Source organism: uncultured Kordia sp. (assembly GCF_947489565.1).
Classification (GTDB): Bacteria; Bacteroidota; Bacteroidia; order Flavobacteriales; family Flavobacteriaceae; genus Kordia.
Genome location: NZ_CANLEA010000004.1, coordinates 277,826 through 303,003, shown reverse-complemented (window position 1 = coordinate 303,003; position 25,178 = coordinate 277,826). Strand labels below are relative to the sequence as shown.

The 25,178-nt window shown below is 33.3% G+C and carries 26 protein-coding genes; 14 read left to right on the top strand and 12 right to left on the bottom strand.

The window, feature by feature from the left end; genetic code table 11:
• Positions 1 to 88: 88 nt before the first annotated feature.
• On the top strand, positions 89 to 745 hold the full coding sequence (locus Q0845_RS07360; RefSeq protein ID WP_298511272.1) for a carbonic anhydrase: 657 nt from the start codon (positions 89 to 91) through the stop codon (positions 743 to 745).
• A gap of 81 nt (positions 746 to 826) precedes the next feature.
• On the opposite strand, the gene fumC is transcribed toward Q0845_RS07360, so the two are convergent.
• Positions 827 to 2,224 carry a class II fumarate hydratase gene (gene fumC, locus Q0845_RS07355; RefSeq protein ID WP_298511270.1) on the bottom strand — a complete coding sequence of 466 codons (1,398 nt, stop codon included), beginning with the start codon at positions 2,222 to 2,224 and terminating at the stop codon, positions 827 to 829.
• 164 nt (positions 2,225 to 2,388) lie between these two features.
• Here fumC and Q0845_RS07350 point away from each other — a divergent pair, with 164 nt between their 5' ends.
• The 3 genes from Q0845_RS07350 to Q0845_RS07340 all read left to right on the top strand — a co-directional run bounded on the left by Q0845_RS07350 (position 2,389) and on the right by Q0845_RS07340 (position 5,142).
• On the top strand, positions 2,389 to 3,375 hold the full coding sequence (locus Q0845_RS07350; protein WP_298511268.1) for a hypothetical protein: 987 nt from the start codon (positions 2,389 to 2,391) through the stop codon (positions 3,373 to 3,375).
• A 103-nt stretch (positions 3,376 to 3,478) separates the two neighbouring features.
• Positions 3,479 to 4,888, top strand: a complete 1,410-nt coding sequence (locus Q0845_RS07345; protein WP_298511266.1) for a metallophosphoesterase — start codon at positions 3,479 to 3,481, stop codon at positions 4,886 to 4,888.
• Positions 4,889 to 4,977: 89 nt separating this feature from the next.
• Positions 4,978 to 5,142, top strand: a complete 165-nt coding sequence (locus tag Q0845_RS07340; RefSeq protein ID WP_170110073.1) for a hypothetical protein — start codon at positions 4,978 to 4,980, stop codon at positions 5,140 to 5,142.
• 79 nt (positions 5,143 to 5,221) lie between these two features.
• Here Q0845_RS07340 and Q0845_RS07335 read toward each other — a convergent pair whose 3' ends face one another.
• The 8 genes from Q0845_RS07335 to Q0845_RS07300 form a co-directional block, all read right to left on the bottom strand.
• Positions 5,222 to 5,989: a type 1 glutamine amidotransferase domain-containing protein gene (locus Q0845_RS07335; RefSeq protein ID WP_298511261.1), complete on the bottom strand. Its 768-nt coding sequence runs from the start codon at positions 5,987 to 5,989 to the stop codon at positions 5,222 to 5,224.
• 59 nt (positions 5,990 to 6,048) lie between these two features.
• Positions 6,049 to 6,645, bottom strand: coding sequence for a Crp/Fnr family transcriptional regulator (locus tag Q0845_RS07330; protein WP_298511259.1), 597 nt, complete (start codon positions 6,643 to 6,645; stop codon positions 6,049 to 6,051).
• Positions 6,646 to 6,648: 3 nt separating this feature from the next.
• Positions 6,649 to 7,626 carry a hypothetical protein gene (locus Q0845_RS07325; protein ID WP_298511257.1) on the bottom strand — a complete coding sequence of 326 codons (978 nt, stop codon included), beginning with the start codon at positions 7,624 to 7,626 and terminating at the stop codon, positions 6,649 to 6,651.
• A gap of 194 nt (positions 7,627 to 7,820) precedes the next feature.
• Entirely contained in the window at positions 7,821 to 8,192 is a 372-nt protein-coding gene (locus Q0845_RS07320) for a hypothetical protein (protein ID WP_298511255.1), read from the bottom strand.
• Between the two features lie 19 nt (positions 8,193 to 8,211).
• Positions 8,212 to 8,805, bottom strand: coding sequence for a hypothetical protein (locus tag Q0845_RS07315; protein ID WP_298511253.1), 594 nt, complete (start codon positions 8,803 to 8,805; stop codon positions 8,212 to 8,214).
• Between the two features lie 60 nt (positions 8,806 to 8,865).
• On the bottom strand, positions 8,866 to 9,294 hold the full coding sequence (locus tag Q0845_RS07310) for an Rrf2 family transcriptional regulator (protein WP_298511251.1): 429 nt from the start codon (positions 9,292 to 9,294) through the stop codon (positions 8,866 to 8,868).
• A gap of 130 nt (positions 9,295 to 9,424) precedes the next feature.
• The gene (locus tag Q0845_RS07305) at positions 9,425 to 9,628 is read right to left on the bottom strand and encodes a DUF2892 domain-containing protein (RefSeq protein WP_298511249.1); all 204 of its coding nucleotides are present in this window, start codon (positions 9,626 to 9,628) and stop codon (positions 9,425 to 9,427) included.
• A 67-nt stretch (positions 9,629 to 9,695) separates the two neighbouring features.
• Positions 9,696 to 10,319, bottom strand: a complete 624-nt coding sequence (locus tag Q0845_RS07300; RefSeq protein ID WP_298511247.1) for a Crp/Fnr family transcriptional regulator — start codon at positions 10,317 to 10,319, stop codon at positions 9,696 to 9,698.
• 126 nt (positions 10,320 to 10,445) lie between these two features.
• Here Q0845_RS07300 and Q0845_RS07295 point away from each other — a divergent pair, with 126 nt between their 5' ends.
• Complete coding sequence (locus Q0845_RS07295) at positions 10,446 to 12,083, top strand: ABC-F family ATP-binding cassette domain-containing protein (RefSeq protein WP_298511245.1); 1,638 nt, start codon at positions 10,446 to 10,448, stop codon at positions 12,081 to 12,083.
• Here Q0845_RS07295 and Q0845_RS07290 read toward each other — a convergent pair.
• Complete coding sequence (locus Q0845_RS07290) at positions 12,080 to 13,342, bottom strand: hypothetical protein (protein WP_298511243.1); 1,263 nt, start codon at positions 13,340 to 13,342, stop codon at positions 12,080 to 12,082. The genes Q0845_RS07295 and Q0845_RS07290 overlap by 4 nt on opposite strands.
• A 175-nt stretch (positions 13,343 to 13,517) precedes the next feature.
• On the opposite strand from Q0845_RS07290, the gene Q0845_RS07285 reads away from it, so the two are divergent.
• From Q0845_RS07285 to Q0845_RS07275, 3 genes are all read left to right on the top strand, one after another.
• Positions 13,518 to 14,612: a glycosyl hydrolase family 8 gene (locus Q0845_RS07285; RefSeq protein WP_298511241.1), complete on the top strand. Its 1,095-nt coding sequence runs from the start codon at positions 13,518 to 13,520 to the stop codon at positions 14,610 to 14,612.
• A 138-nt stretch (positions 14,613 to 14,750) separates the two neighbouring features.
• Positions 14,751 to 15,035: a hypothetical protein gene (locus tag Q0845_RS07280; RefSeq protein WP_298511238.1), complete on the top strand. Its 285-nt coding sequence runs from the start codon at positions 14,751 to 14,753 to the stop codon at positions 15,033 to 15,035.
• Positions 15,036 to 15,178: 143 nt separating this feature from the next.
• Positions 15,179 to 16,624, top strand: coding sequence for a DUF1254 domain-containing protein (locus Q0845_RS07275; protein ID WP_298511236.1), 1,446 nt, complete (start codon positions 15,179 to 15,181; stop codon positions 16,622 to 16,624).
• A 317-nt stretch (positions 16,625 to 16,941) separates the two neighbouring features.
• Here the strand turns inward: Q0845_RS07275 and Q0845_RS07270 are convergent, their stop codons facing one another.
• Positions 16,942 to 17,214 (bottom strand): hypothetical protein, encoded by a 273-nt coding sequence (locus tag Q0845_RS07270; protein WP_298511234.1) that lies wholly within the window; start codon positions 17,212 to 17,214, stop codon positions 16,942 to 16,944.
• A gap of 93 nt (positions 17,215 to 17,307) precedes the next feature.
• Between Q0845_RS07270 and Q0845_RS07265 the strand changes: the two genes are divergently transcribed.
• The 3 genes from Q0845_RS07265 to Q0845_RS07255 are packed head-to-tail and all read left to right on the top strand — an operon-like array spanning position 17,308 to position 19,391.
• A complete protein-coding gene (locus Q0845_RS07265; RefSeq protein WP_298511232.1) occupies positions 17,308 to 17,886 on the top strand; it encodes an ATP-binding protein in 579 nt (192 codons plus the stop codon).
• Between the two features lie 2 nt (positions 17,887 to 17,888).
• On the top strand, positions 17,889 to 18,626 hold the full coding sequence (locus Q0845_RS07260) for a nucleotidyltransferase domain-containing protein (RefSeq protein WP_298511230.1): 738 nt from the start codon (positions 17,889 to 17,891) through the stop codon (positions 18,624 to 18,626).
• Positions 18,627 to 18,635: 9 nt separating this feature from the next.
• Positions 18,636 to 19,391 (top strand): class I SAM-dependent methyltransferase, encoded by a 756-nt coding sequence (locus Q0845_RS07255; RefSeq protein ID WP_298511228.1) that lies wholly within the window; start codon positions 18,636 to 18,638, stop codon positions 19,389 to 19,391.
• Positions 19,392 to 19,509: 118 nt separating this feature from the next.
• Here the strand turns inward: Q0845_RS07255 and Q0845_RS07250 are convergent, their stop codons facing one another.
• Entirely contained in the window at positions 19,510 to 20,448 is a 939-nt protein-coding gene (locus Q0845_RS07250) for a hypothetical protein (RefSeq protein ID WP_298511226.1), read from the bottom strand.
• Positions 20,449 to 21,030: 582 nt separating this feature from the next.
• On the opposite strand from Q0845_RS07250, the gene Q0845_RS07245 reads away from it, so the two are divergent.
• The 3 genes from Q0845_RS07245 to Q0845_RS07235 all read left to right on the top strand — a co-directional run bounded on the left by Q0845_RS07245 (position 21,031) and on the right by Q0845_RS07235 (position 25,173).
• Positions 21,031 to 21,855, top strand: coding sequence for a hypothetical protein (locus Q0845_RS07245; protein WP_298511224.1), 825 nt, complete (start codon positions 21,031 to 21,033; stop codon positions 21,853 to 21,855).
• 212 nt (positions 21,856 to 22,067) lie between these two features.
• Positions 22,068 to 23,561 (top strand): T9SS type A sorting domain-containing protein, encoded by a 1,494-nt coding sequence (locus tag Q0845_RS07240; protein ID WP_298511222.1) that lies wholly within the window; start codon positions 22,068 to 22,070, stop codon positions 23,559 to 23,561.
• 1,057 nt (positions 23,562 to 24,618) lie between these two features.
• A complete protein-coding gene (locus tag Q0845_RS07235) occupies positions 24,619 to 25,173 on the top strand; it encodes a TerD family protein (protein ID WP_298511220.1) in 555 nt (184 codons plus the stop codon).
• Positions 25,174 to 25,178: the final 5 nt, after the last annotated feature.

Below are 25,178 nucleotides of genomic sequence, written 5' to 3'. Positions count from 1 at the left end.
ATCTGCATTCATGCAATTTTTTTCTTACAAAATTGTTTTTTGGTTAGCTTTATAGAGAAAGTTTTAACTAACCAAATACAATCATATTATGAGCACTGAAGAAAAAAGTTGTCCGGGTAATTTTGAAGACCGTAGCGATTTTAAAAAAATTAGAGAACGTTTAGAAAAAGGAAATGAGCGTTATGTTAAAGATGAACCAGATCATCCTAATCAATCAAAAGGTCGAAGAGAATGTACTAAAGAAAAAGGGCAGGAACCATTTGCAATTATATTAAGCTGCGCAGATAGTAGAGTTCCGCCAGAACTAATTTTTGATACAGGTGTTTCGGATTTATTTGTGGTGCGCGTGGCAGGAAATATAGCCAACATTTCTTCTATAGCAAGTATTGAGTTTGCAATTGCTCAATTAGGTTGCCAATATATTTTAGTCTTAGGGCATGAAAAATGTGGCGCTGTTGATGCTGCTATCAAAGGAGGTAATGCTGGAAGCGATAATTTGAATCAACTGGTAGGACATATTTTGCCAGCTGTCAATGCGTGTAATTGCAAATCCGAATCTGGTTTAGAAGAAGTAACGAAAGAAAATGTTTTTCATACTGTAGACGAACTAAAAAGATGTTCTACAATTATTAGAAACGCAGTGAACCCAGAAGGAGGAAAGAAGCCTACCGTTAAAATTGAAACGGCATATTATCATTTAGCAAGTGGAAAAGTTGAATTTATTGACAAATCTCCTTGTAGATAGCACAAAGAATTCATAGAAAGAAGCAAAAAACCGCACTAAATAATTTAGTGCGGTTTTTCAATATATGTTTGTTAGAAACGCTTATTTCATTGCGCCAACCATGTTTTCTGGTTTTACCCATTCGTCATATTCTTCAGGAGTTACGTAGCCTAAATTGATAGCTTCTTCACGCAACGTGGTTCCGTTTTGATGTGCTGTGTTTGCAATTTCAGCAGCTTTGTAATATCCGATTTTCGTGTTTAAAGCTGTCACCAACATTAAAGAATTGTTTACCAACTCTGTAATACGTCCGTGATTTGGCTGAATTCCCGCAGCACAGTTTTCTTCAAAACTTACACAGGCATCACCAATTAATTGTGCCGATTGTAATACGTTGGCAATCATCATTGGTTTGAAAACATTCAGTTCATAGTGTCCTTGAGTACCTCCAATAGTAACGGCAACATCGTTCCCCATTACTTGTGCACAAACCATGGTAATAGCTTCGCATTGTGTTGGATTTACTTTTCCTGGCATGATAGAACTTCCTGGTTCGTTAGCCGGAATAATTAATTCTCCAATTCCTGAACGAGGTCCTGAAGCCATTAAACGAATATCATTTGCAATTTTATTGATAGAAACTGCTAATTGTTTTAATGCGCCATGTGTTTCCACCATTGCATCGTGAGCAGCCAAGGCTTCAAATTTATTTTCAGCAGTAATAAAAGGTAATTCTGTAAAACGTGCGATGAATTCGGAAACACGCTTTGCATATCCTTTTGGTGTATTTAATCCTGTTCCAACAGCAGTTCCTCCTAAAGCCAATTCGCTTAAGTGTGGTAACGTGTTTTCTAAAGCTCTTAATCCGTGGTCTAATTGAGAAACATATCCAGAGAATTCTTGTCCTAATGTCAATGGTGTCGCATCCATTAAATGCGTTCTACCGATTTTTACAACATTTTTAAACTCTTCTGATTTCTTTTTTAAGGTATCACGTAATTGTGTTACACCTGGAATGGTATTTTCTACAATTTTCTTATACGCCGCAATGTGCATTCCTGTTGGAAATGTATCATTTGACGATTGCGATTTGTTTACGTCGTCATTTGGTTGAATGGTTTTTTCGCCTTCACCAATCTTCTTTCCTGCCAATTGATGTGCTCTGTTGGCAATCACTTCGTTGACATTCATGTTTGATTGCGTTCCAGAACCAGTTTGCCACACCACTAATGGAAATTGATCATCGTGCTTTCCTGCTAAGATTTCTTCACAAACAGTTGCAATTAAATCTCTTTTTTCAATTGGTAACACACCTAATTCACAGTTTGTAAAAGCAGCAGCTTTTTTCAAATAAGCAAAACCGTATACAACTTCTAGTGGCATACTTCCTGGTGCACCAATTTTAAAATTATTTCTTGAACGTTCCGTTTGTGCTCCCCAAAGTTTGTCTGAAGGAACTTGTACTTCGCCCATTGTATCTTTTTCTATTCTGTATTCCATTGCCCTGTTAATTTTTTTCGATGTGCAAAATTACAACTTTTTGTGCGAATAAGAATTAAAAAAGGTGAAAACACGCTTTCATTTGGGGATTTTCATGGAAGTATTTCTGGTGTACATTTTTGATATTTACTTGAGGAAAATTGTAATCATAAAAATCGTACATCATGCAAGCAAAAACGTTAACTTCCATAAAACTGCCCCAATCCATTACATTAAAAATAGAAACCAAAACACCTGCGAGTAGTAATATGACTCGAAAGTTGATCTTTGAAAATTATGAAGGTAGACGAATTGAATTACCCATCAAACTGATGCGAACAGGGACGCATGCCCTTGAAATTACTGAGTTTCCAGATACTACGCATAATTTACAAATATTGGGAAGTTTGAATCATCGTTCATTTTGGGATAAAATTTATCTGAAAAATAGTGGTGGATCAAGTAGTATTGATATTCGTAGAATGACTTTAATTGTACATTATCATAAAGTAGTTTCTGGAGCAGAAAAAGATATTCCTTTATTATCAAATACAATTATTAATCGTGTATTGAGAGCAGGAAATAACGAATTATATCTAACGCCTTTTATAGAGCGTCAGATGATGCGATATGCAGGTTTGACAAGTCGAAATCATCCTGCAGCAGTATTGGCAGCAAAAGATATTGGGAAAAGCGGAACAAGTGCAGAAGGTTATGATCAGTATGGTAAAAACTCAAAATATAGAGGTTGGATTAGTTATGAGTGTAGTGAATTTGCCTCCTGGTATTTACATGAAACAGATTGTTGGAAAGATTTTAAAAATAAATCGAAAACGGTATTTAGAGATATTGTAGCCACCAGTCAGTTACATGCCATTTACAAAAGTAAAAAACGAACATACTATTATCATAATGGAAGAAATAGGTTCTTAAACGAAATCACTCAAAAAGTATATACGCCAAAACCTGGAGACATCTTTATTCGTAGAGGAAATGGCGAATTTGAACATTCTATGATCTTCTTACGTTGGAATGCAAGTGCGAAAACTGCTTTGGTGATTGATGGACCATATCCAGTAACTCTGCGAACTGTGGATGTACATGCATTGGAAACTAGAGCAGATGATCCAAAAGATTTTATTGTTTGCGAATCGGTGATGACACGATTTTAATTCTAAGGAGTTTATGGAAAGTTAATTAGGTATAAATACTCATATATGTTTACTCGTGTTTAAGTATCTTGTGTGTCTAACTAACCAATTAAAAATATTTGTAATGAAAACTAACTTTCTGTATGTTATGCTATTAAGTGTACTTTTTTTAGCATGTAAAGGCAAAACGGATCAAAAACCAGTTACCACTTCCAATTCAGATACAAAGAATAAAGCAGGAGCGCAAATAGAGATTGCTAAGGGGAAAACTACTACGGCCAAATTCTTATCCTTATCAGATGTACATATTAATGGAGATATGACAGAAACGCAATTCGGAAATGTTTCAGGAACTCAATTGTGGAGTAGAACTAAGACTAAAATTGAAGCTGTTGTCAAACAAGAACAGCCCAAATTTATGGTGTATTTGGGAGATTTACCAGCGTATATTGATAGTGAGCGTGCTCAAAATACACATTTAATGTTAGAAAATTTGAGAAGCTTACAAATAGGGATTCCTATTTTATACTTGCCAGGAAATAATGATTCATTAGAAGGCGATTATCATTCTTTTACAAACGGTAACGGAAATTCTGTATTGACAGAAGACGAAAATGTGAGTAATAATTGGCCTATTATTAATAGTAGTTCTACAGTAATAAGAGCTCATAATTTAGATTTTAATAAAGAATTTGGGTATTACTCGGTAGATTTAGTGGACAATGGAAGTACATTAAAAGTCATAGCATTGAATACCGTTATTTTTTCCAATAAGAAGGAGAAAGATAGTGTAAATGGTAAGTTAGTTATACATCCAATGTATAATAGCAAACAGAATGCACAACATGAATATGTAACTGGAGATGATGGGATTTCGCAACAACAAGCGACACAAGACCAAATGACATGGTTTGAAACTACAATGCAAGGACTTGGACCTAATGATCGAGTGATGTTGATGATGCATATTCCTATTGGACTAGATAGCTATGGAGGAAAACCTATGTGGAATCAGGCACTTACATTTAAAGATCTTTCAGGGACAGAGCATTCTTTACACAACGGATTTATAGACATCATAGAAAAATACAAACCAAATATTACTGGATTGTTGAATGGACATACGCATACTGATGGATTGCGACGTATTTATAAGTCACACAACTCAAATCAATCAAGTGATATGATTTCCTTCTCAATTTCAACACCAGGAATTGCAGTGAATCATGACAACAATCCTGCGTTTAAAATTTTCACCTATAATTCGAGTAATTTTGATTTATTAGATTTTAAAACCTATTACGCATCGCCAACCAATACGGCGCAAAATGGAGATTTTAAATATGATAGTACTTCAACATATACTTTTAGCAGTGTGTACGGAGTAACGAATCCTAATGTAACTATTTTCAGTACGTTAGCAAATGAAAGTAATGCTGATGTTATACAGCATGTAAATGAAACTTTAGGAGCTATGAGTAATCAAGATGTAAAGATGGTACATGATGATGCAGTAGATGTTCACAAAAATTAAATTTGATTGTTAATAATTCTAAACGAATCAGTATGAATATTGAATATATTACAATATCTTTGTAGTGAATTCGATAAATTCCGGAAAACATGTTTGAATTTGATCAATATTTAGGCTTTTTAGCTTTCCTTACAATCCTAACCATTGGATTTTGGTTAATGATTCTTTTATTAACATTCATCGTACCTTACTGGGTAGGTGGAGCGTTAAAAGAACGTTTTGACGAATGGAAAGAAGCAAAAAAAGACTCCTAAATACGAAAAGGACAAAGACAAAAGGGAACTTATACAATATAAGTTCCCTTTTTTAATACATATTAAAATCGAGGAAATACTATTTTAAGGCTTCCCATAAAAATTCAGCGACCTTTTCTGAGGAAGCAGGATTCTGACCTGTAATCAACAATCCATCTTTTACTGCATGAGAATTCCAATCGCTCACTTTAGAATAGATGGCGCCATTATTTTTCAGCATATCTTCCACTAAAAATGGAACAACTTTCGTCAATTGTACGGCTGCTTCTTCAGTATTGGAAAAGCCAGTAACATTTTTACCTTTTACCAAAGGCGTGCCATCTGTATTTTTTGTGTTTTTCAAAACTGCTGGCGCATGACAAACCGCAGCCACAGGTTTTTTATTGTTATAGAAAGATTCTATTAATTTGATAGAAGTAGGATCTTCCGATAAGTCCCATAAAGGTCCATGTCCGCCAGGATAAAATACAGCGTCATAATCCGCTTCATTGATAGTCGCTAGCGGAAAAGTGTTGGCTAATTGCTCTTGAGTTTCTTTATCAGTATTGAATCGTTTGGTAGAAGGTGTTTGAAAATTTTCTTCCATACTTTTAGGATCAATTGGTGGTTGTCCACCTTTTGGCGACGATAATGTAATTACAACACCTTTGTCTTTTAAAGTGTAATAAGGCGTTGCGAATTCTTCAATCCAAAATCCAGTTTTCTCACCTGTGTTTCCTAATACATCATGGCTAGTCAACACAAACAACACTTTTTTCATTCTTTGTTTTGTTTGGGGTTCTTTTTCTTTCATAGTACATGCAGCAACCACAATAATGATCGCTAATACACTCATTATATACTTCATAGGGGTAAAGTTTACTAAACAAAGATAGCGTGAAGTAAGTAGAAAAAAATTGATGTATGTTAAGAACGCTCTTGCGCGATTTCTTTACGAATACGACTCAAACTTTCGGTAGTAATGCCTAAATAAGAAGCAATATGATAGTTTTTTACGAATTGTTCAATATTGGGATAATCGTTTGTAAAATTAATATAGCGTTCTTTGGCAGTTTGTGATAAATTGGCAAGAATTCGCTTTTGGAAACTCACAAAGGAACGCTGTAGTTTTTTGCGAATAAATCGTTCCGTTTTTGGGACTTTATTAAAAATGTCTTCCACATCATCTCTAGAAACTTTATACAGCGTAGCATCTTCAATACATTCAATAAACAGTGTGGCATTAGTCTCGGAAAAAAAACCAATATAATCACTAATCCACCAACCTTTAATAGCAAATTGAACCGTATGTTCTTTTCCTGATTTTGAAATCAAATACGTACGCAAACAACCTGTAGACACAAAGTATTGATGATCTACTTTTTCATTGGCATGCAATACAATATCACCTTTACAAAAAGTAACTTTTTCATATTTACTTTCAATAAAACGAATCTCTTCCTTAGTATAAGAGAGGGAATCACCGTGATATATTTCATGAATGAATGAAGTAGATGTTGGCATAAATTATTTTTTCACATACTTAGAGCCAAAAGGAGCTTTAGGATCAAAGCTGTTGATTTGCTTCGTATTAAATTTTGCTATATGGGCTTTTACTTTATCACTTAAAGAAGAAAGAGGAATGAGTTTTCCAGAAGTACTAATTATTCTTCCTTTTTTATTTACTGCAATACCAGCTGAAACATCTTTTTTACTTAAATTTTCTAAAATAGCACGACTCATTGGGCTAGGAGAGCGGCCACGTCTTCCACTAGAGGTTTTTTTTCTAGTTCTACTTCTTCTGAAATTTAAATGAACTGCGGCACTTACAGGCTGATTTACACCAAAATGAGGACCGTAATCAGGAACATTGGCATGAAAGCTATTGGCTTGTTTTAAAAAAGCAACCATATTACTTTGTGAGCCATTTCCTAAGTAATTATTTAATGCAGTCACAAAATTGTTATGCGAATTTGTGGCACGTGTTAATAATTTTTTAGTAGAATCAATGAGTTTTTTTGAATAACCAGCATTTTTATATCTATTTAATCGTTTTTCTATTCTTGAAACTCTTCTAGTTCCAGCTCTTAGAAATGATTTTGTCATTCTATGAAAACCACTAGAATCACCACCTTCATGATGTTTCTTTGTCAGGAGTGCAATATCTTTCCATGCCAAGCGATGTGGTTGCGCAGCATTTACTCCTGTTAAATTTGGTTTGCTTAAATTAATTTTAAAGTTATGTTTTCCAAACGTATTATGATATAGGATTGCACTCTTTTTGGAGTCTGTTGTAAATGAAGGTCTATCATAAGGACTTTTCTTTTTCTTCTTCTTTTTGTGGTCTTTGTTTATCCCTAGTTGAATGACTTTACTTGTTGTATTTTTAAGCTTTCGCTGGATAGTACTTTCAGGACGATTATCTATCAATTGCAACGAGGAAGTTCTCTTTGGAGCAAAAGACTCATTACGCTTTACTGCCGTACTTTTTTGATAACTATACATGCTATTTATCTTTTTAAACACTTAAAAGTAATTCCAGCATAAAGAAGAAACTACAATATTAAAGGTAAGAAAAATACTTATACACTTGCTAAATGTGGGCTTAAATTTTGCGGATTACACAATCCTATTTTCAAAATTCTAAAGTAAAAACAATACCAATATAAGCGATGTACACTGGTATTGTTGTATCTTTTTTAATGTATATTTTGCTGAAACCAAACTGAATTTTTACGATATGTAACATACACAAGCACCAATACAAATACAATTTGAGGAATGTATATGTCTTTATGTTGCATATGTGCAGCAATAGTTCCGCCAAAAAACACCAAACTCATTATAAAACCATAGATATAGGTTTTCTTAAAACAAAGTAACAAGCCTGAAACTACTGCTATAACACCAAGTAACAACATGTTTTCATGGTACACAGGATGCAATTCGAGTAAAATATTTTGATAAAAATCTACATGTGCTATTTTTAATAATCCACTGCTTATTAGTATCATAGCAATGGAATAATGAAAAACATTGTCTACTATTCTTTTAACTTTTGAGTTGCTCATAATCTCCTAAATTTTAAAGTTAAAAAGTATAGCCAACATGTACTGTAACAAACATAGTAATAGGAGCAATATCATATTCGGAAATTCCCAAGGTATTATTACCAGACAACTTTGTAGTATAGCCAATTCCTGCCCAAGGTTTTATATATAGGTTATTTTTAAAAGGTTTTAAGGTATAACCTACGTAACTCATGGCTAACAAATTTGTGAATTTTTCGTTTCCAGCAACCGTATCATTTTCAAGTGTAAACTCTTGAATTCCAATTTGTGTTCCTACAAACCATTTTCGATTCACTTCTGTAAAATGATGTTCCCCAAAAATGCTGTATCCTTGATTGATACGAACATTCCAACCTTTATTTTTATTCTTTGAATTAAAATCTACAAGTAAATCTGGCATATCCAAAGCGTAGGTTCCAAAACCAGCTAATAAGTGATCGCAGCCTTTGGGTTGAATTCTTAAGTGAAAACTATAACTATTAAAAGCAAAGGTAGCAGGATCTATTTCTACACTATACTTTGTGGCTTCGTTTTTTCCTTTCAATGTATTGTCTTGCGCAGTAGCATACAAACTGAAACATACAATAAACATAACTGTGATAATTTTTTTCATTTTTCTAATTTTAAATAGTTATACTATATATTTATTATATATAGTTAAAAATAAAAAATATCAATCGTTCATCTCGATCAATATTTCCTCAATTGTTTTTTGATGCAAAACAGCTTTCATTTGTTGTTCAGCATCCGTTAATAATTTAGAAATAGACTTTTGCGCATTATCGGGTCTTTTCCCTTCTGCTAAAATGTTGAATGTAGTTTGAAACAATGGTTTACCGGTTTCCAATGCATTTAAAATATCCAAAATCGTAATCTGTGACGGTTTTTTTAACAATCGAATGCCACCTTGTTTTCCTTCTTTAGTTTCAATAATTCCATGCATGGAAAGGCCTTGTAAAATTTTAACCAAAGTAGGTCTGGGAATATTCAATATTTCCGAAATAGACTTTGTAGAAAGAAACTCATATTGACCTTGTCGAATTTTATCAGAAATAAAAATGACAACTAATACTGCTTTCGAAAATGATAATGGATAACTCAAACTATATATTCTTTATATTTAGTATACAAATATATTTATAATTTTTAAAAATGCAAGTAAATGTATTTAGAATAAAAAAAACAGGCAACCATTTTTGGATTGCCTGTAACTTACATAAAACATTACAGTGCTAAGATTCTTTTCGCGTGCTAATTCCGAAAATACTATACAATGGGCAAAAATTGATAAAACTTGTGAGCAATAATACCGCAGCAATAGCGATTAAAGTAATTCCCAAAGTTCCTGAAATAACGTTTGTGAAGTAAAGTATAGCGACAGTAATTGTGATTAAAACTCTAATAATGCGATCTGCATTTGCCATATTTTTTTTCATCTTTAAAATATTTAGAATGATATATCACAAAGATCAATACTTATAAAAAACTATGCAGTGACCCAGGTCACACCGAACAAATTTTTATACCTTTTGGTGTTTGTACAATCTTTTCCTCGATTTCAAGCTTTTTTAAAACTCTGCTAATAACTTCTCTTGCAGTGCCTAATTCGAGCGCAATTTCTCCATGCGTTACCGTTACGTATTCCTGTTGGGTAACATTTGTTTTTTGGACTAAATAATCATAGAGTCGCTTGTCCATTTTATGGATCAATATATGTTGAATTGTATCTAATAACTCTACATAGCGCAAATCGTATTGTTGATAAAACAGCGTATTAAATTTTGGATACGATTGTAACCATACGGCAATCTTCTGAACAGGAATCAATAGTATTTCAGAATCTTCTTCGGTAATAGCAAATACTCTACTTGGTTGCTGATTCAAACAAGAAGAAAAAGACATCACGCAGCTTTGTACAGGCTGAATATAATAGAGTAGGAGCTCTTTATCATCAAAACGAGAAAACACTTTTACAGTACCTTTTAGTACAACAGGCAATACTTTTACATATTGCGCTTCTCTCAAAATTTGAGTTCCTTTTGGAAACTTTTGAATGGTTGCAATCGCACTGATTTCCGAAATGAGTTCAGATTCTAAAAACGATAATTGTTGTTGTAATGCTTCCATGTTGAAGTATATCTGTGTAAAATCATAAAAATAAAGAAATATGCTAGATTAAATATTTTAAAAAGCTAAAAGTTATGTGCATTGCTATCTGCTTTTTCTTAATTTCGCAATCTCAAAAAATAAAACATGATTACTGTTGATACTATTGCCGTAGAATTTAGCGGAACGACTTTGTTTAGTGATGTAAATTTTGTCATTAATGAAAATGATAAAATCGCCTTGATGGGAAAAAATGGTGCGGGAAAATCGACCATGATGAAGATTATTGCGGGTGTACAGAATGCAACACGAGGAAAAGTAAGTTGCCCAAAAGATACCGTAATTGCGTATTTGCCACAGCATTTATTGACAGAAGATAATTGTACTGTTTTTGAAGAAGCTTCGAAAGCATTTCAGCATATTTTTAAGATGCGCGATCGTATGGACGAACTCAACAAACAGTTGGAAACGCGTACCGATTACGAAAGTGAAGCCTACATGAAAATCATTGAAGAAGTTTCTGAATTAGGCGAACGTTATTATGCTTTGGAAGAAATAAACTATGATGCAGAAGTAGAAAAAGCCTTGAAAGGACTTGGGTTTAAACAAGATGATTTTCAACGTTTAACAAGCGAATTTAGTGGTGGTTGGCGTATGCGAATTGAACTGGCAAAGATTTTATTACAAAAACCAGATTTAATTTTGCTCGATGAGCCAACGAATCATATTGATATTGAATCTGTGATTTGGCTGGAAGATTTCTTGGTCAATAAAGCCAATGCCGTGATGGTAATTTCGCATGATAGAGCGTTTATTGACAATATTACAAATCGTACGATAGAAGTGACGATGGGACGTATTTACGATTACAAAGCCAACTATTCACATTATTTAGAATTACGTGCCGATCGTAGATCGCATCAAATAAAAGCGTATCAAGAACAGCAAAAATTTATCGCAGACAATCAAGCATTTATTGAACGTTTCAAAGGAACCTATTCCAAAACAAATCAAGTAGCGTCACGTGTGCGTATGCTGGAAAAGTTGCAAATCATTGAAATTGACGAAGTAGACAATTCTGCACTAAAACTAAAATTTCCGCCAGCGCCACGTTCAGGAGATTATCCAGTCATTGTAGAAGAATTATCGAAACGTTATGACGATCATATTGTATTTAAAGATGCTAGTTTCTCCATTGCTCGTGGCGAAAAAGTATCGTTTGTGGGACGAAATGGAGAAGGAAAATCAACCATGATCAAATCGATTTTAGGAGAAATTGAGCATGAAGGAAACTGCGCTTTAGGACACAATGTAAAAGTTGGATATTTTGCGCAAAATCAGGCGTCTTTATTAGATCCGAATCTGACAATTTTTCAAACCGTAGATGAGGTTGCCAAAGGAGACATTCGTACACAAATCAAAAATATCTTAGGACAATTCATGTTCAAAGGAGATGATATTGACAAAAAAGTAAGCGTACTTTCTGGTGGAGAAAAAACACGTTTGGCCATGGTGAAACTCTTGTTAGAACCTGTAAACTTGCTAATTCTGGATGAGCCTACAAATCATTTAGACTTGCGTTCCAAAGACGTGTTAAAAGATGCGCTCAAAGCGTTTGACGGAACCTTGATTTTAGTTTCGCACGATCGTGACTTTTTACAAGGATTGTCTCAAAAAGTATTCGAATTTAAAGACAAACGTGTCATTGAACATTTTGAAACGATTGACGCTTTCTTAGAACGCAATCGCATCAAAAATATCAAAGAAATTGATTTAAAAGCTTAATCTTTCAATTCAAAAATAGGTTTGCTGGCTTTAGAGTCAGAAATCAAAATAGCATAATCGACAAAATCAGTAGTAGACATTCCTTTAACGGCTTCACTATTCGATTTTGAATCTGTCATAATTACATCAATCAAATCTGGCATATTGTCTGAATATGGTGTGTTTTTTGCGTTCAATCGAAACAGTGTTTGGTCAGAAATTTTCGTATTTTTTAAATTATCAATTCCTCTAAAATATTCCTTTTCATAATCGCCAATACCAAAACCTGCTTCGGTAGTAAAACCTTTGTATTTTCCTTGTTCGTCATACAATTCGTCCCAAAGTACTTCGCTATTTGTTAAATACCCAATCACAGCAATAACATCTTCTTTCTTGTAAATTTTGTTTTCAATCAGACGTGTGAAAAAGTAAGGATATCCTTTTTTTCCTTCTCTTGATTTCTCCAAATGCGAAAAGCCAATGCGTAAAAATTGTGTCTTATTTTTAAAATCGTAACGTTCACTCAAATCCAAATAATTTTGATAAATCGTAGGCTCACGCAAACGACTAAAATCGGTAAAAGTGATCTTAATATTTTTTATGATATGATTCCAACTCGCTTCATCTGTAATTGCTTTTTTGTAGGTTTCAGAATTCGCTTCAGCATCGGCTACAAAACGCTTCAAAACACCTTTGGCATAACTGTCGTATCGAGGAGAATAATCGGTGGTATCCAGTTGAACCATTTGTTGTAATTCCTTCAATGCTTTGGATTGAATTTGTGGAGTATCTAACAAATCGATCAAATGTTTTGAAGTATACTTATACGTTGCCAACAAATCAATACCAACAACTTTCATTTTTTTGTTTTTGGGCAATTGATCATTGATTCTTTTCAATTTTTTCCACTTCTCGTATACGGGAATGCTGCGTTCTTGCGGAACTATTGCACCATAATGAATGATTAAATCTTTCAGTAAAATCGTATCGCCCGTCTGTAAAAACTGATCAAAATAATGCGCGATACTAAAATCAGTTTCAGGCAAATAATAGGAAATTGTTTGTGTTCTTTGGAGCGATTGTAAAAGATTCAATTCAGTAGTTTCTGTTTTTACACTTCCGTGATAGGCTCCAAATCCTAGAATTTTAAATCCTTTTTGAGGAAATTGAAGTGTTTCATTATGCAAATCATAACAATTTTTTTGAAGGTATTCCTGTTTGGTTTGTCCAAAACCTAGCATTAAAATGAAGAAAGCGCAGTAGAAGAAATATAATTTCATAGGATGATTTTTCTTAAAGAACATGAAAAATAAATTCTGTTACAGTTTTCGTCAAAAATAAATCAGAACCATTAAAATTGATATGATAGTTGATTCAAAATTGTACATTCATGATCCTATTTTAACAAAAATGATTCTGTACCAATTTTTATCTTATTTTAGGAGTATGAAAACAATGATATCAACCTTACTCGCTAGTTTTTTACTTTTTATAAGCTGTACTATAAACGCTCAAAATTCCTATGAATATGGAAAACTTCCAAGCAATTTAGAAGCACAACGTGTCGCAGATACGTATGCTGTTTGGAAAAAGAAATATGTGACTTCGGATGGCTGTCCAGAAGGCGCCAAACGTATTTTATTTGACGATATGTCGCATACTGTGAGTGAAGGAATTGGGTACGGATTGTTAGCTTCTGCAATGATGAAGGATAAAGCAACTTTTGATGCTTTCTACAAATACTATAATGCACATTTAGATGCCAATGGTTTGATGAATTGGAAAATTGGACCCGATGGAAAAATGGCAGGAGAAAATGCTGCAACCGATGCAGATGTCGATGTTGCCTACGGATTATTACTTGCACACAAGCTGATTGGAGACGAATTTTATCTGGCGGAAGCCAAAAAAATCATAGCATTAATCAAAAAGCATATGGTAGAGCCAGAAACTTTTGTATTGAAAGCCGGAGATGCTTGGGGCGGAAGCATGACCACAAATCCTTCCTACTTTGCACCTGCGTATTTTAAAGTATTTGGAAAAGTAACCAACGATGAATTTTGGAACAAAGTAAGTGACAAATGCTACGAGATTTTATTTAAAAGTTGGAATGCCGAAACAGGTTTAGTTCCAGATTGGTGTAAAGCCGATGGTACAACGCCAGCCGAGCGTGTGAGTTGGGCAAAATACGGCGGAAAAAACTATTACTACGATGCTGCCAGAACACCGTGGCGGATTGCTAAAGATTATGTGTGGTTTGGAGACAAACGCGCAGAGAAATATTGCAAAGCGATTAACGGATTTATACAAAAATTAGGAATCTCAAATGTAACAGATGGTTATACACTAGATGGTAAAACCTTTAGAACCGAAAAAACAAGTGCATTTGTAGGTTGTTTTGCAACCGCTACACTTACTTCAAACAATCAAGGATTTATTGATGCCGCGTATACTGAAAACATAAATACCTTTAATGATAGCTATTTTAATGACATTCTTCGCTTGTTAACATTGCAAATGCAACATGGATTATTTATTAAATATGAATGATTTTCAGGATGTTACCTAAGGGGGACAATTTTTAAAAAAGGGGATTTATCCTGTTGATTTTGGGGAAGTTACGTTTTTTTTAAATGTTTTTTGGATATTATATTTGCGCAAAATATATAATCTAATAAACCTAACACCATGAAAAAAAAGAGTTTAAAATCACTAGCACTTAACAAAAAATCAATCTCAAAATTAAATCGTCACTATGTATCTGGTGGAGCAGTGCATCAAGGAAATAATGCGAATGCAAATCCAGTAGGAGATGATATACCTTCAAGAATTAACTTATGTGGTAAATCTTGGGATGAATCGTGTCAATGGTCTGTAGATTTTTGCCCAAGTATCGATATTCCTACTATAGACATTCCAACAATCAATGATAGTTGTTTTTCTCTTTGTAATGACAAATGCAACGATTGGTAAATTAAAGCACTAATATTAGTATAGGATACGTGTTCTTGGATTTCTTCAATGCAAAAACACGTATTTCTGGTTTTCATAAAACGTATAAATACGCACTCATTCTGCATGCAAATCCATCAATCTTTGTAGTAAACAAAGAAATTATGAAAACAACGAACGCAAACAAACAGCAGAATAGTACAAATTCAACAGGAAACGATTGGGATCAGGCGTATGCATACTCTTTAGGAGTGCAGGCCTATATTTATGGCTTTCCATGGGTGTATCTCTCGTGGTTAAAATGGTTGTGGTCTACCGAAGGAGGAAAAGCCTATACAGAAGCAACAGGGACGAGTCTTCCTTGGGCTCCTGTAAATTCGTTTTTTAAAAGTCAAGAATTGGCAACACCCGAAAATGCTACGGGCGGATCGCCAAATTGTGATACCTTGTATGCAACCGCTTGGTTAGATGTAACTGATGAACCTATGATTTTATCTGTTCCAGAAGTAGACAATCGTTATTATTGTATACAAATGGCTTGCATTGACGCTGATAATTTTGCCTATGTAGGATCGTATGCTACGGGAACAAAAGCTGCAAATTATTTGATTGGCGGTCCTGAATGGAATGGAGAAGTTCCAGATGATGTCATGGATATTTTACCAAGATCGCGTACACCAGAAATTTTATTAATGGGAAGAACTGGAGTGAATGATTCCACTTCGCAAGAAGACATAAACGAAGCCATAGCCATTCAGGAACAATATATAATTACACCGCTGTCCAATTGGGTAAGTGGGGAACCTTTTATTCCAACGGCAGAACCAGAACCAGACATTCCAATAAATCCAACAGAAGAAACGGAAGGTACTTGGGAAGCTATGAATAGAGCAATGAATATCAATCCGCCAGGTGTATTGCCAGGTGTTGATCAATCACAATTACTAAGTTTATTTGCAACGGTTGGTGTTGGTCCGAATCAACTTTTATCTGCACAATCTGATGATACTGTAAAAGGATTGGATTTGGCAGCAGAAGAAGGTTTATCGCTTTTAAGAGAAATGGGTCAAGTAGCCACAACTGCTGCGTTGAACTATTGGTCGTATCCACCAAGAGATATGGGACAATCTGGGCAAAATGGCGATTTTATAACCAGAGCAGCAATACAAGCTTTGGGAGGAATTATATCGCATTATCCTGATGAAGCTGTTTATATCAATACCGCATTAGATAATAATGGAGAAAATTTAAATTCGACGTCTAATTATGAAATGTATTTTAAAGATGAAACGACCTTTCCTTCGTATGATGACAATTATAATGGATTTTGGTCAATTACAATGTATGAATCGAGCGATTTCAATTTAGTACAAGATTCTACATCATATACCATCAACAGTTACGATCCGCAGTATCAATCGAGAGATAAAAATGGTGGAATGACGATCTATTTACAAAGAGATGAACCTTCAGGAAATGGAGAAGATGGCGTGTATTGGTTGCAAAGTCCAGAAGATGGCGATTTTTATCTAATCTTAAGAATCTACGTACCAGGGCCAGATATTTGGAATACACAAACCTATGTTCCGCCAGCATTGGTAAAACAATAATTGTAATTCTTTAAGCATAAAAAAACTAAGGGTATTCCCTGAATTATAGAGATTCAGAGAATATCCTTTTTTGATTTTTTTCGGATCAGAATTTACTTTGTAAGTGTTTTATTTTTAAATATTTACATCGTAAAAACGACACATTTGCTCAGTATCATTGATCTCACAAATTTTGAAGACATTTCTTATCTAAAATAGATGCAAAAAATAGTGTAAGTATTCTAAAAATTACGGTGAGTTATTTATATTTCACATGAATCCACAAAAAAAGCCAAGACAGCTGCCTTGACTCTTTTTTTACTTCATTTACATTAGAATTAACTACAGTAGAAACCTGAACAATAGTGTTGTCCAGAAGCACCACCGCCACCAGTTCCACCGCCGCCTCCGCCGCAGTATCTGTCATTGGTACATCCAATGGTGTGGTCTGTACATCCTCGGTTGATAGTTCCACAACCTTCGTTTGGATAAGTGATGTCATCTTCACACTGATCGTGACATGTATCCCAAGTTCCACCAACTAATTTGATGGTTTCCAAATGGTCAAGCTTGGACAGGATTGTCTTGTTTAATTTCAACTTCTTTTTCATGGTAATTAATTTATAAATTAGTAATTTTATTGTGACATAAAAATAATGATTTTCTGAGGTAGGCTATCTGAATTTAAGACTTTATTAACGTTTATGAGTACTTTATTTTTATTATGCGGATTACCCGGAACTGGAAAGTCTACGTTAGCTCGTGGTATTCATACCATGTTCTCTCATTTTAATTATTTTAGTCTTGAAAATACCAGAAGAGCTTTAAAACACTCCACCTATTTACCAGAAAGAAATTTTGAAGTATATCAAAAAAATTACTTTGATATGCAATTTGTGATGGAAGCGAAGGAACCAATTATTTTTGACTCCAATGCTTCTCTCATACGACGCCGTTTAGAAGTCATAAAACTGGCGAAACGATATCAATATCAGGTCATTATTATTGAATGTGTATGTCCAGAAGAAATAGCAAAAACACGAATAGAAAATCGTCCTGTATACAATGACGGTTTGTTTGAAGAACCCAATACCACTTTTGTTTATGATAATTTAAAGCAACGATGGATCGCGATTGGAGATGCCGAATTGAAATATGATCATGTGCATTATTTCGTATATCATTCGCACACAAAAAAAATAGAAACCAAAGTGAGTTCAGCTGAAATAAAAGAAACGCTTGAAAGAATGTTGAATGCACTCAATCATGAAAAAGAAGTCTAAGTATGGAATCGTCAATCATTACTGAATTCATTACTGCCAATTTTACGACAGTTTCTGTTATTGGTGTCATCGTATCGGGAAGTTTTGTACACGGAGGTTACAATACAGATTCTGATATAGATTTACGTATTATAACGGCAAATTCTTCTAAACTGCATCAAAAAGGGATACAGCAGTATAAAGGATATATGTTTTCGTTTGTCATGTACAATCATCGTGAGTGTTTAAAAATGATGGAAATGCAGTTTTTTCATCATTCTAAGTTTGAAGCACGCATGTTAAGTACCGGAACATTGGTCATCAATAATGATACAGAAAACATGAAACGCTTGCTGACAAAAGCCAAAAGTATCATGCAGCAACCCTTTGGGAATATACCTTCACAACAGCATAAAATAATAGCATATACCATTTGGAATCATTTTAATAAAGTGATTAAGATGGATTCCGAAAATACCTTCTTTACGTATAATTATTTTTATTTTTTGCGCAACGTGTTATCTCAATATAGTACTTTTTTACAGCTAGAATATATTGTTGAAGATAAACTAGAACGTTACTTTTTTGATGAAGAATATCGAAAAAAACATCAAATTCCTGAGTTTCCAGATACTGAATTTGTGAAGCTTTTTACAGACTGTTTGAGAGATGCTTCTAAAAATAAATTGCAACAGTTATTTACGCATGTATTTCAAAAAATAGGCGCATACGATATGAAACATTTTACCATAGAATTTTAACCGAAAATCATGAAAAATACCGATTACTCAAAAATTGCAGAAACCTACAATAAAAGCAAAACACGGCATTATATTCAGCCAGATCCAAACATTAGTGAGTTAATTTACAAGAAAAAATACCGTCGTGTCTTAGACATTGGCTGCGGAACAGGAAATTATTTATTAAAACAAAAAGCTTACTTTAAAAATAAGGCGGATATTCAATGGTTTGGAATTGAGCCTTCTGAAGCTATGTTTTCAGTACTATCAGAAAGTGTAAAAGACCAAGATATAACTACAAAGCAAGCAGCAGCAGAAGCAATTCCGTTTGAAGATGATTATTTTGATTATGTCATTTGCAATCACTCATACCATCATTTTGTAGATAAAGAAAAAGCATTTCAAGAAATATATCGCGTATTAAAAAGAGGCGGAAGGTATTATATCAATACGATTCATCCGTATGAGATGAAAAAATCGTGGGTTTATCAATTCTTTCCATCTGTATACGAAGAAGATATTTTACGATTTTATCCAGAAGAAAAACTTTTTCAAACCTTAGAAGCTACAGGTTTTGAAACGCGGGTAGAAAAAAGAGTATTCACGTACAGAAAAAGTATGTTACTCATTCAGGAAGAAGCCGCACTTAGAAACTATTCACAACTACATTTAATATCTGATGCTAACTATCAAGAAGGTTTACAGGCAATGGAAGCGTATATGAAATCGAATAAAACACTGTTGATTGAGCATGCAAAATTATATCCACTGTCGTATAAAGATTAAAAAAATAAGAACATTATAGTTACGCAAAAGGTTTTCGGAATTTCTGGAGACCTTTTTGTTTTTTCTATGCTTCAAACCAGTTTTAGCTTAGTATATAAAAATAATTTAGAAGACTTTTTTATGACTCTTCTTTGAGAAAAACTACAAATTGTGGAAAATCATACATATCAGTTTCAGGTTTAAGACGATAACTATTTTTTATATATGAATATTTTACATGGAATTTGATATGTTGTTTTTCTTTTTGGAGGTGTAATTTTAGAATTGGTTGTGTAAATATTGTTGCTTTTCTGTCAAAATACACTATGAAGTCCATGCCATAGCTTGCATGATTTTCATTGAGGATGGTTTTAATATCTCCATAGATTTCAGAGGTTTTAGAAGAGTCAAAAATAAGCTTGTTGTCTTTCCATTGCTTCAATTGCACTTCAAGTTTATCAATGAAATAAAAATATCTATTGTCAGCATCTAAATAGGTTTTGATCACCTTTTTTTTAATTTCTAATTCGAGTCTTTGTGTAGAATCTGTGTAGTTATATTTCCCAAGATAATCATCATAAATTCCTTTAATATCTTGGTAATAAATATTTTTTTTGGGTTTATCTAAACGATCTCTAAGATCAGAAACTGGACGAATATTATAGAAAACAAGTGGAAGTTCTCTTTGCGGAGTTGGATTGAATGGATGACCAAATCTACTATTTATCTTGTATCTATTTCGTTCTTCAGTAGTCATACCCAAAATATCTGCCATACAAGTTGGACTAAAATCAAGATACACATTGTATTTTCCAGAACGTCCTTTAGTCACAATCGCAAAATTTCTGTAAACCATGTATTCGTTGTAATTATGGAGATCAGAAAACAAAGCTGTCAGCGGTTTTACATTTTTTAGAGAACTTACAAAATCTTTTGAAACCAAATACACATAGTCAAGATGACATTTTAAATGAAATTTTTTATCAGAAAACACCATAAAATCTCCTTGTGCATACTTATTAATTTTATTGATTTCATCATATTTTAAATCCTTTTTTTCTGTTTTAGAAAGAATCATGTTTTCATCAAAATAGAAATACTGTAAACGATGCTTTTTCAACAAATATGTTTCATCTTCATTTTGAGCAAATAACAGCGTACAAAAAAAGGAGAGTACTAAAAATAGGTAAAATTTAGATTGCCGAGAATTCACTGTACAATAGGTTGTTGGTTTCATTAATAAACTGAATTTATGTACAATTATTTTAAAGAATCAAAATTTTAATAAGGTTTAAAATCTATCAAAAACGGATTCTAGAGCCCATGAATTATTTTGAAATTAAGAGAAAAGCTCCATAATTTAAAATTCTGTTCATCAGAAATTATTTAAGTATTCATACTTATTCTCCTATTTGTGAATGTTACTTACAAAAGTACTCTTTAACAATTAAGATGTTGTAAAATATAATAATTTCACAAACGAAACACCAGATGTTTTTAAAAGATATACGTCTGTTAAAGAATCATTATGTTCTAAATATTTATAATTGTTTTAAGTTGCCATATACAACCTTTAATTCGATAATGGCTGGTTGTATGTCTTTTTTAGAGAGTGTATTTGAAGTTTATTTGTGCTATTAGTTAAACTTAAAAATACATTATGAAAAAAACACTATTTACATTATTGGCAATGGGATTTATGATTTGCTCATGTTCAGATGAGATCAAAGAAACCTCTCAAATAGAAGAAACAGTTGGAGTAATAGCAAAGACCCAAAAGGTAAATTGGATTGATAGCAAGCTTACTGAAACTGTTGTTAATAATCAGAAAAAAATCTCACATTACGAATTTGATGTCAAAGCATTAGAAGAGTTGGTTACTACCAAAGATGTGACTTATGTTTGGTTTGATTTAGGACTCAGTAAAGAAAATCAAATCACATTTACAGCAACAGGAGAACTAAGAGCAACTGGAGAAATAATAGCACAAGTAGCTTCTAAAATTATAAAAGAAGATACTTATAAAGCGGATTTATCTATTTTTCAATCAGTAGGAAATGTTCCATTAGACGCTTCTAAAGCATCTTCACATATTTTAGAAAATACGGACGCTTATGAATACATCACTTCAATGAAAAAGGCATACAATACTTTTGAAGCAACTTTAGATCAAGATGGACAACGTGTAGAGCGTTTTGGACTTGATGTTGTTGTCATAAAGCGTATGTTAGCAACAGACAATATCCATTCGTTAGCATTGTTTTTAGGTAAAAACAAGAAACAAAAAATGACGACAGTCTTCATCGGAAAAGGAAAAAAAGGAAATCTTTTGATTGATAATGGAACAGACATTTCAACAGCAGGACGTGCATTTGATTTTACAGATCCATGTCCAAATACTTGTGATAATTGTGGTTGTCCTGATGGCTCTAGAGTTTGGTGTTGGGAAAAATGTCCTGATGGTAGTGAGCCAAAGCGTGATTAATGAAGAAGATTCATTAGCTGTCTATTATATACTTCTGAGATAATTAATTATTGAAGTATTAAAAAAATAAAAGTTTAAAACAAAAAACCAAGCTTATTCAGCTTGGTTTTATATGTAACCCTTAATTCGATAATTACTGGTTATACTGATTTAATTACTCCCAATAATAAGGTTTATTTGGGTAATTGTAAATTATAATAAAAAAAGATTCAATGAAAAAAAGAATACTCATTTTACTAGGTATAATAGGTTTTATACATACCAGTCATGCACAATGGACACAAATAGGTTCAGATATAGATGGCGAAAATATGAATGATCTCTCAGGAGCTTCAATAAGTTTAAGCGCAGATGGTAATATTCTTGCGATTGGAGCGCTTCATAATGGTGGCAATGGAGGCAATTCTGGTCATGTCCGTGTGTATGAAAATATAAATGGAACTTGGACTCAAATAGGTGCTGATATTGACGGAGAAAATGGTGGAGATCGTTCTGGAGCTTCAGTATACTTAAGTGCTGATGGTAATATTTTAGCTATTGGAGCGTATGCAAATGCTGATAATGGAGAATTCTCTGGTCATGTTCGAATATATAGAAATATTAACAATAGTTGGACTCAAATCGGCGCTGACATAGATGGAGAAAATATGAATGATCTCTCAGGAGATTCAGTAAGCTTAAATGCAGATGGGACTATAGTAGCTATTGGTGCGCCGGATAATGACGACAATGGTACGAACTCTGGACATGTAAGAGTATACCGAAACGAAAATGACACATGGATTCAGGTAGGTTCTGACATAGAAGGAGAAGCTCCTAGAGATAATTCTGGGATTTCAGTAAGTCTGAATGCTGATGGTAATATTCTAGCTATTGGAGCATATTTTAATGATGACAATGGAGATGATGCTGGTCATGTACGCGTTTATCAAAATGTGAATGATGTTTGGGTTCAAATAGGTTTAGATATCGATGGGGAATCCGCTCATGATAGATCGGGGTTTTCAATAAGTCTAAATGCAGATGGAAATGTTATAGCCATTGGAGCATATCAAAATAGTGATAATGGCTCTAACTCAGGTCATGTTCGAATATATAGAAATATTAATAATTCTTGGACTCAGGTAGGTTCGGATATTGATGGAGAATCTGCTGGTAGTGAATCAGGTGTCTCTGTAAGTCTTAGTGCTGATGGAAATATAGTAGCTATTGGAGCTCCAGGAAACAATGGAAGTAATGGATTAGTTTCTGGACACGCAAGAGTTTACAAGAATGAAAATAACAGTTGGATTCAAATAGGATCTGATATTGACGGAGAAGATTCTTTTGATCATTTTGGACGATCAATAAGTTTAAGTGCTGACGGAAGTATTGTCGCCATAGGAGCGCATTTAAATAATGGTAACGGTAGTGATGCTGGTCATGTTCGTATATTTGAAAATCCAGTATTATCTGTAAAAGAATCTGACTATCAAAATCTCACCATATATCCTAATCCGACAGTTACTGATTTATTTATAAAAACTAAAACTATCATAGAAACAATCGAAATACTAGATTATAAAGGAATTGTAATAAAAACAATACTACCCAAGAAAAGAACAGACAATTATATCATAGATGTTACTCATTTAGCTACCGGATTATATTTTGTAAAACTAAAAACTGGAAAAGAAATGATAACTAAGAAGTTTATCAAAAATTAAAAAAGAAGTTTAAAGCTTTAAAACTGAACAAAAATTCTGTTTCTAATCTTAATCCTAAATCTATAAAAGGAGGAGTTGCTACGGCGACTTATGAACTTACATGTCCAGATTCTTTATATATATGTGCTCCACCTCTGTCTACACTATGTGAACCAGAAGAACCAAAATGCTATAGACAACATGGAGGCGCTTCTTGTGGATGGGCTTGTCAGCTAACAGATCCTAATTATTCAATATCATGTTCAAAACATTTCTAATGAATACCTAAATAATAACAAAGGCGAATTTAAAAGTTCGCTTTTTTCTTTTTTTACTTTTCTATCTTCCCTGTTTCTGGGTTTCTCAAATAGAAATATACATATCAACGCTTTGAGAGATCGCCTTTTGCATCATATATCTTAGGCTCTGAAAACATTTTTTTGCAATAGAAACATGCTTGTTTATATACTCGTTTGTTAAAATTTCATTGAGATTAGTCATAAAAAAATGGTTTACCAAAAGTGGTAAACCGTATAAAGTACTGACTTAAAGCCTATTTTATATTTGTAGCGAGATCGGGAATTGAACCTAGGACTTCCTCTAGTTTAGAAAGCACTAATTATTTTTTAAAACTCTGTTAGTTAAATCAGTATGTTTTTTTAAGAATACTGCAAAACTATCCTTTTTCACCCATTTGGGACTCCATAATAAATAAAATGAAGTAGAATTACCTTAAATTAAAATTAGTTAATAAAACTTATTCAAGATACTATCTTTCTTATGAAGTGATTAGAACAAGATTTACAAATTACTAAAATTCAACTTTTCACCGTTAAAATATATAAATCAACTACTACTACCAATTACTCCTTTTGATATGTTTATAAAAGTGTTGAACTCTTGTGGAGGTAGTTTTTTTTGTGTTGATTATCAATGTGTTTGATGTTTTTGGGTATCATATTCTTATCAAAAAAAACTTTATTTGAGTAACTATATGCTTTCTGTTTATGGAATTCCATAATTTTTATTAAGACGATGAATTTAGCTTTGTGAAGTAAGTAAAAAATAAAAAACTCATATGGCTATCAATTTACAAAAAGGACAAAGAGAAGCATTGTCTACAGAGAAATTTACAATTGGTCTCGGATGGGACACGAATGAATCAGCAACAGGTCTAGACTTTGATTTAGATGCTTGTATTTTTATTCTTGGGACGAATAAAAAGTTAATTTCAGACGAATATCTAATATTTTATAACAACTTAAAATCTCCTGATGGAGCTGTAGAGCATACAGGAGATAACTTAACAGGAGATGGCGATGGTGATGATGAATCACTTCTAGTCGATTTCTCTAAAATAGACCCCAAAGCAGAAGAACTACTCATTATTGTGACCATTCATGATTGGCAATCTAGAAGTCAAAATTTTGGACAAGTGCGCAATGCATTTGTGAGAATCGTTGATAATAATACAAACACAGAGATTATGAAATTTGAGTTGGATGAAGATTTTTCTGTGGAAACAGCTATTGAATTTGGAAGAATTTATAAACGGAATAATGAATGGAAATTTGAAGCTATAGGAATAGGGACAAAAAGTGATATGCAGGATTTTGTGAATAAGTATAACTAATAAAA

Bases quoted from the DNA above. Each gene is read 5' to 3' on its own strand.
- Q0845_RS07270 (WP_298511234.1), bottom strand. From the start codon at position 17,214: ATGAAAAAGAAGTTGAAATTAAACAAGACAATCCTGTCCAAGCTTGAC.
- Q0845_RS07265 (WP_298511232.1), top strand. From the start codon at position 17,308: ATGAGTACTTTATTTTTATTATGCGGATTACCCGGAACTGGAAAGTCT.
- Q0845_RS07255 (WP_298511228.1), top strand. From the start codon at position 18,636: ATGAAAAATACCGATTACTCAAAAATTGCAGAAACCTACAATAAAAGC.
- Q0845_RS07305 (WP_298511249.1), bottom strand. From the start codon at position 9,628: ATGAAAAAAAATATGGCAAATGCAGATCGCATTATTAGAGTTTTAATC.
- Q0845_RS07295 (WP_298511245.1), top strand. From the start codon at position 10,446: ATGATTACTGTTGATACTATTGCCGTAGAATTTAGCGGAACGACTTTG.
- Q0845_RS07235 (WP_298511220.1), top strand. From the start codon at position 24,619: ATGGCTATCAATTTACAAAAAGGACAAAGAGAAGCATTGTCTACAGAG.
- Q0845_RS07320 (WP_298511255.1), bottom strand. From the start codon at position 8,192: ATGAGCAACTCAAAAGTTAAAAGAATAGTAGACAATGTTTTTCATTAT.
- Q0845_RS07315 (WP_298511253.1), bottom strand. From the start codon at position 8,805: ATGAAAAAAATTATCACAGTTATGTTTATTGTATGTTTCAGTTTGTAT.
- Q0845_RS07300 (WP_298511247.1), bottom strand. From the start codon at position 10,319: ATGGAAGCATTACAACAACAATTATCGTTTTTAGAATCTGAACTCATT.
- Q0845_RS07340 (WP_170110073.1), top strand. From the start codon at position 4,978: ATGTTTGAATTTGATCAATATTTAGGCTTTTTAGCTTTCCTTACAATC.
- Q0845_RS07240 (WP_298511222.1), top strand. From the start codon at position 22,068: ATGAAAAAAAGAATACTCATTTTACTAGGTATAATAGGTTTTATACAT.
- Q0845_RS07350 (WP_298511268.1), top strand. From the start codon at position 2,389: ATGCAAGCAAAAACGTTAACTTCCATAAAACTGCCCCAATCCATTACA.
- Q0845_RS07285 (WP_298511241.1), top strand. From the start codon at position 13,518: ATGATATCAACCTTACTCGCTAGTTTTTTACTTTTTATAAGCTGTACT.
- Q0845_RS07245 (WP_298511224.1), top strand. From the start codon at position 21,031: ATGAAAAAAACACTATTTACATTATTGGCAATGGGATTTATGATTTGC.
- Q0845_RS07260 (WP_298511230.1), top strand. From the start codon at position 17,889: ATGGAATCGTCAATCATTACTGAATTCATTACTGCCAATTTTACGACA.
- Q0845_RS07360 (WP_298511272.1), top strand. From the start codon at position 89: ATGAGCACTGAAGAAAAAAGTTGTCCGGGTAATTTTGAAGACCGTAGC.
- Q0845_RS07290 (WP_298511243.1), bottom strand. From the start codon at position 13,342: ATGAAATTATATTTCTTCTACTGCGCTTTCTTCATTTTAATGCTAGGT.
- Q0845_RS07345 (WP_298511266.1), top strand. From the start codon at position 3,479: ATGAAAACTAACTTTCTGTATGTTATGCTATTAAGTGTACTTTTTTTA.
- Q0845_RS07280 (WP_298511238.1), top strand. From the start codon at position 14,751: ATGAAAAAAAAGAGTTTAAAATCACTAGCACTTAACAAAAAATCAATC.
- Q0845_RS07335 (WP_298511261.1), bottom strand. From the start codon at position 5,989: ATGAAGTATATAATGAGTGTATTAGCGATCATTATTGTGGTTGCTGCA.
- Q0845_RS07330 (WP_298511259.1), bottom strand. From the start codon at position 6,645: ATGCCAACATCTACTTCATTCATTCATGAAATATATCACGGTGATTCC.
- Q0845_RS07250 (WP_298511226.1), bottom strand. From the start codon at position 20,448: ATGATTCTTTCTAAAACAGAAAAAAAGGATTTAAAATATGATGAAATC.
- Q0845_RS07325 (WP_298511257.1), bottom strand. From the start codon at position 7,626: ATGTATAGTTATCAAAAAAGTACGGCAGTAAAGCGTAATGAGTCTTTT.
- Q0845_RS07275 (WP_298511236.1), top strand. From the start codon at position 15,179: ATGAAAACAACGAACGCAAACAAACAGCAGAATAGTACAAATTCAACA.
- fumC (WP_298511270.1), bottom strand. From the start codon at position 2,224: ATGGAATACAGAATAGAAAAAGATACAATGGGCGAAGTACAAGTTCCT.